General features: G+C 65.6%; 5 protein-coding genes. All 5 read left to right on the top strand.

The annotated features are described in order from the left end of the window. The first annotated feature begins 213 nt into the window (after positions 1 to 213). The 5 genes from ACMO6A_RS02855 (at position 214) to ACMO6A_RS02835 (ending at position 5,738) form a co-directional block, all read left to right on the top strand. On the top strand, positions 214 to 1,341 hold the full coding sequence (locus ACMO6A_RS02855) for an aldo/keto reductase (protein WP_021410415.1): 1,128 nt from the start codon (positions 214 to 216) through the stop codon (positions 1,339 to 1,341). A 527-nt stretch (positions 1,342 to 1,868) separates the two neighbouring features. Further along, positions 1,869 to 2,969, top strand: a complete 1,101-nt coding sequence (locus ACMO6A_RS02850) for a phosphate/phosphite/phosphonate ABC transporter substrate-binding protein (RefSeq protein WP_015759886.1) — start codon at positions 1,869 to 1,871, stop codon at positions 2,967 to 2,969. Beyond that, a complete protein-coding gene (gene phnC, locus ACMO6A_RS02845) occupies positions 2,969 to 3,901 on the top strand; it encodes a phosphonate ABC transporter ATP-binding protein (RefSeq protein WP_015759887.1) in 933 nt (310 codons plus the stop codon). The genes ACMO6A_RS02850 and phnC overlap by 1 nt, the downstream gene beginning before the upstream one ends. After that, positions 3,898 to 4,758: an ABC transporter permease subunit gene (locus ACMO6A_RS02840; RefSeq protein ID WP_418470749.1), complete on the top strand. Its 861-nt coding sequence runs from the start codon at positions 3,898 to 3,900 to the stop codon at positions 4,756 to 4,758. The genes phnC and ACMO6A_RS02840 overlap by 4 nt, the downstream gene beginning before the upstream one ends. Next, entirely contained in the window at positions 4,755 to 5,738 is a 984-nt protein-coding gene (locus tag ACMO6A_RS02835; protein WP_009608062.1) for a PhnE/PtxC family ABC transporter permease, read from the top strand. The genes ACMO6A_RS02840 and ACMO6A_RS02835 overlap by 4 nt, the downstream gene beginning before the upstream one ends. Positions 5,739 to 5,793: the final 55 nt, after the last annotated feature.

The following is a 5,793-nucleotide window of genomic DNA, read 5'->3' as shown; positions in this document are numbered from 1 at the left end:
CTCCGACCTCCTCCCGGACTGGCGTGCGGGTTCCCAATCCTGATCCTTGGCCGCCGTAGTGTCCCTGCCCGGCTCGTGGGGGCGGCGCGCATCCCGGTCAGCCGGGATGTTTCACGTGAAACATCCGTTCGCATCCTTTCTCCAAAAACCCTCTTGACTTGGAGTCCGCTCGAAGCCCTATGATGATAGGCGAACCCATCGAGAGGAGCATCATTGAGACCGGAATTCGAAAACACGCCGAAGCTGGGCTTCGGCTGCATGCGCCTGCCGTTGCTTGATCCCGCCGACCAGCAGAGCATCGACTTGGAGCAGTTTAAGCAGATGGTGGACGCGTTCATCGAAGGCGGCGGCACGTACTTCGACACCGCGTTCGTCTACCACGAGGGCGCGTCCGAGAAGGCACTGAAAGAGGCGCTGGTGAAGCGCTACCCGCGCGACGCGTACACGGTGGCCACGAAGTGCCTGGCCTGGGCCGCGCCCAGCGCCGAAGAGGCGAAAAGCAACCTGGCCACGTCGCTTGAGCGCATGGGGCTGGACTACGTGGACTTCTACCTGCTGCACAACGTAGGCGGCGAGCGCACGGCCAAGTTCGACGCGTACGGCATGTGGGACTTCGCGCTGGATGCGAAGGAGCGCGGCCTCATCAGGAACGTCGGTTTCTCCATGCACGACGGGGCCGACGCGTTGGACGCGCTGCTGACGGCGCATCCGCAGATGGACTTCGTGCAGCTGCAGGTGAACTACCTCGACTGGGACGATCCGGTGGTGGAGGCGCGCCGCTGCATGGAGGTGGCCGCGAAGCACGGCGTGCCCGTGGTCGTCATGGAGCCCGCGCGCGGCGGCCGCCTGGTGGAGCTGCCCCAGCGCGTGGCCGACGTGCTGCGCGCGGCGAACCCCGACGCCAGCCTGGCCTCGTGGGCGTATCGCTTCTGCTGCAACCAGCCGAACGTGCTCACCGTGCTCTCGGGCATGTCGAACCTGGACCAAGTGCGCCAGAACGTGGCCGACTACCAGGCGAACCGCCCGTTCTCGGCCGAGGAGCAGCAGGCGCTGGACGCGGCCGTCGAAACGCTGCGCGGCATGGCCAGCGTGCCGTGCACGAACTGCCGCTACTGCGTGAAGGACTGCCCGCAGGGCGTGGTGATACCCACCATCCTGGGCCTGCTGAACCTGGAGCTTATGACCGAGAACCGCGATTTCGCGAAGGGCCTTTACTCGTGGCAGGCCGCCCCTGGGCCTGCCTCGTCCTGCATCGCCTGCGGCGCCTGCGAAGCGATGTGCCCTCAAGGCATCGACATCGTCCGTCAGCTGGAAGTGGCGGCCGAGCACTTCGAGGGATAGCCGCCGCCCCGCTCGGGCAAAGCCCGCAGCCCGAGGTCCGCGAGCGCGCGGCCCGCGAGCCGCGAGCCCTGGTTCGCAGCCCGTGAGCCCAGCCCGAAGCCGCGCGCCGCGAGCCCCAACCCGAAGCCGCGCGCCGCGAGCCCGTGAGCCTGCAGCCCGGACCCTGCGTGCCTGGGCTCCGCGAACCTCGAGCTCGCAGCCCTAACCCAAAGGCCCGCTCCTTCGCAAGCGCGAACGGATGTTTCACGTGAAACATCTCGAGCGAGGCAGGGCGAACGTGGTCGGTCGATGCCGCCGTCCTCCTGCGTTTCGGCTCGCTCATCGGCTCGTTCGCGGCCGCTTTACCTGAACCTTTCTCGTTCCTGATGCCCCCTTTGCTCAAACTTGGGGGCATCTTTACGCGCGCCTTCCTTCGTCCTTACCTTCCTTTCTTACGATGGTTCTCGCACGTTGGCCGCAGGGTCAACTCGTGCCGAAGACGAATGCGATCCCGGCGATTGCGCCGGGGATACGAGAGGAACGCAACTATGGCAGAAGGGTTTTTGAGCAGGCGCCAGTTCGTGGCCGGCAGCGCGGCGCTGGCGATGGCGGGCATGTTCGGCGCTTTGACGGGCTGCACGGCCGGCGGCTCCGGCGCGGCTGCGGGCGCGGACACGGCTTCGGCCTCCACCGGCGGCGACGCAGCCTCTTCCACCGATCCCATCACCATGGTGTGGCTGCCCGACAACTCCTCGGCCGACCTCACCTCCTCGCGCGAGGCCATCGGCGCGGCCATCACGGCGGCATGCGGCCGCGAGGCGAATCTGCTGACCACCACCGACTACAACGTGGCCATCGAGTCCATCGCGTCGGGCAAGGCGCAGATGGCGCTGTTGGGCCCCGAGGGCTACGTGCAGGCCAACAAGAAGAACCCGAAGGTGCTGGCCGCCTTCACGAACAGCGACGAGGACGGCGGCCTCGAAGGCGCCTGCTACTACAGCCGCATCTGCGTGCGCAAAGAGGACGCCGACCAGTACAAGAGCGGCAGCGGCTACTCCATCGAGAACATCAAGGGCAAGTCGTTCTCGTTCGTGTCCGCCACCTCCACCTCGGGCTTCAAGGTGCCGTCGAGCGGCATCGTCAGCGAGTTCGGCCTCGACAGCTCCGACGAGCTGCTGGAAGGCGGCAAGTTCTTCAGCGAAGTGCTGTTCGGCAACTCGCATGTGGGATCGTTGGTGAATCTGCTGTCCGGCGATGCCGATGCGGCCGCGTTCGACGATGTGGACGTGGATATGTACCTCGACCTCGTGTCCGGCGAGGCCAACAGCATCGGCGCGGTGTACAAGGCCAAGGACGACGCCGAGGCTCCCGTGGACTCGGTGCGCGGCAAGGAATTCACCATCATCGCCATCACGCCGGTGCTGAACTCGCCCATCTGTTTCAACGAGGAAGCCATCTCCGACGACGACCGCACGAAGATCATCGACTACTTCTGCTCCGATAAGGTAGCCAACGACAAGGCCATCTTCATCGATCCCGAGGACGAGAGCGCCAAGGGCCTGTTCGAGAAGGATTCCGAGAAGACCTGCTTCGTGAAGACCGACGATGCCTGGTACGAGCCCATCCGCAAACTGGGCGGGACTGCGTAATGAGCGAGGTGCTGGGAACACCTTCGGTCGAGCGGCAGGGCTTCGAGCCGCTGCTCCTCCTTGAGGGCGTAACGAAAAGCTACGACGGGTGGTCGAAGGCGCTTGACGACGTGTCGCTTTCCGTGGCGCGCGGCGAATTCGTCAGCATCATCGGCTGCTCGGGCGCGGGCAAATCCACGTTGTTGCGCTGCGTGAACCGCCTGATCGACCCCACGCAGGGCAGCGTCGTCTTCGACGGCGACGACGTGACGCACGTGCGCGGACGGGCGCTGCGCCAGACGCGTCGCCGCATCGCCATGGTGTTCCAGCACTACAACCTGGTGTACCGTGCCACCGCCATCGAGAACGTGCTGCAGGGGCGCTTGGGCTACAAGTCCGCCGTCGCCGGCATGCTGGGTCTGTTCAGCGAGGACGAGAAGCGCCGTGCGTTCGAGATTCTCGACCAGGTGGGTCTGGCCGACTTCGCGTACGCGCGCACCGACCAGCTGTCCGGCGGACAGAAGCAGCGCGTAGGCATCGCCCGGGCGCTCGTGCAGGACCCGCTGCTCATGCTGGCCGACGAGCCCATCGCCAGCCTCGACCCGAAGTCGTCGCGCACGGTGATGGAGCACCTGCGTTGGGCGGCCGACGAGCTGGGCGTGGCGTGCCTGGCTAACTTGCACCAAGTTGACTTCGCCATGGAATTCTCCGATCGTATCGTGGCGCTGAAGAAGGGCCGCGTCGTGTTCGACGGCGCGCCGCACCTGTTGGACGAGGCCGCCATCGCCGACATATACGGCACGAACGAGGAAGCCGAAGCCGGAAGCGACTTCGGCGAACGAAGCGTTCGGCAGGTCGGCGAGCTATCGGGCTCTCGAACGCGCGAGGCGGATCCAGAAAGGCTCGGAAAAGCGGAGGCGAAGGATTCCTCCTCGCCGGAGGTGGCGGCATGACCGAGCGTGTTCTGCAGTCGGCCGGCTTCCTTTCGCGTCTGCGCGGCAGGCGCGCGGCGCCGCGCGGCGCCTACGACCCGTCGTTCTTTCTGCGGCGCACGGCGGCCGTCGTCGGCATGGCGCTCGTGTTCGTGGCGCTGGGCGCGCTGTCGGGCACCTATGTCGGCTTCGATTTCATGCAGGCAATCCTCGACGTCCCGGGCGGGCTCGTTTGGATGGCGACGCAATTCGTCCCTTCCCTTACCTCCCTCCAGAAGCTGGACACCATCCTTCCCGCCTTGGGTTCGACGATTCTCGCCTCGATCGCCTCCAGTTGCACGGCGGGGGTTCTGGCGTATATCTGCGCGGTGCTGGGCTCGCGATCGGTGGGGGTGGGTGGGCCGTTTCCCCTCATCGTGCGGGCCGTCGCGTCGCTGTTCCGCAACATCCCGGTGGTGGCCTGGGCGTTCATCCTGCTGTTCTCGTTCAAGCAGAGCGAGTTCACCGGGTTCTTCGCGCTGTTCCTCACAAGCTTCGGTTACCTGACGCGCTGTTTTCTGGAGAGCATCGACGAGATGAGCGCGGGTCCCGTGGAGGCTCTGCGCGCCTCCGGGGCGACCTACGGCCAGATCGTGGCTCAGGCGGTCGTCCCCATGAGCATCACGTCGGTGATCAGCTGGGTCATGTACATGATCGAGACGAACATCCGCGACGCCACGCTCATCGGCCTGCTCACGGGCACGGGCATCGGATTTGTGTTCGACGTGTATTACAAAAGCTTCCGCTACGACATCGCCGGGCTGGTCATCCTATCCATCGTCCTCGTGGTCATCGCCTGCGAGCTGACCTCGAACTTCGTGAGGAGGAAGGTCATATGATGGCGAATGCCGACAAAGTGGCTGCCGAAGCGAACGCGGCGGCCATCGCCGAGGACGTCGGCATCGTGCAGGGCGCCTCGGCCGACGCGCTCGGAATAGGCGCCGGTGCTGCGGAAACCCTCGATGGCGATACGAACGACCTGTGTGGCATGGGCGCGCGCACGTCGCGCTCGGGGAAGATCAAGGTGCATGTGGCCAGCAAGTCGACCGTGGCGCTGTACGTTGTGCTGGGCGTGCTGGCAGCCATCACCGTGTTCGCGCTTGTGGTGATGGACTACGGCAAAGTGTCGTTTCCCGCAGCGATGGCCGCGGCCGTGGACGACTTCGTCACCATGATGACGCAGCCGGGGCTGGGCGGGCACTTCACGCTGCCCGACGTGATCGAAGGTCTGTTCGTGTCGCTGGCGCTGGCGCTTCTGACCACATTCATCGGCGCGGTGATCGCGTTCGTGCTGGGGCTGCTGGCGGCCTGCAACCTGTCCAGCAAGGGCATGAGCAACGCCATCAAGGTGTTCATGAGCGTGGCGCGCGCCGTGCCCACCATTTTGTGGGTGCTCGTGTTCTCGGTGGCCATCGGCCTGGGGCCGGAGGCGGCTGTCACAGGCCTTTTGTTCCACAGCGTGGCGTACCTGGTGAAGGCGTACTCGGAAAGCTTCGAGGAAGTGGACGCCGGCGTGCTGGAAGCGCTGCGCGCCAGCGGTGCGTCGTGGTGGCAGGTAGTGTTCCAGGGCGTGGTGCCCGAAAAGGTGAACGAGATGCTGTCGTGGACGTTCATCCGCTTCGAGATCAACTTCGTCAACGCCGTGGCCGTGGGCGCCGTGGCGGGCGCGGGCGGCATCGGCTACCAGCTGTTCCTGGCCGGCAGCTTCTACTACAACATCCACGAGGTGGGGCTGATCGTGTACTTGTGCCTGGCGGTGGCCGTGGTGCTGGAAGTGGCGGCCACGCAGCTGCGCAAGCGCTACATCGTGCAGCACTGATTTGTCTTGCGAGCGGGAGGGCTTGGGGGCTGCGGGGCCCGGGGCGATGCCCAGT

Source organism: Eggerthella sp. (assembly GCF_048329335.1).
Lineage (GTDB): Bacteria > Actinomycetota > Coriobacteriia > Coriobacteriales > Eggerthellaceae > Eggerthella > Eggerthella lenta.
The sequence above is the reverse complement of the archived record's forward strand: the minus strand, read 5'-3'. Positions and strand labels throughout refer to the sequence as shown.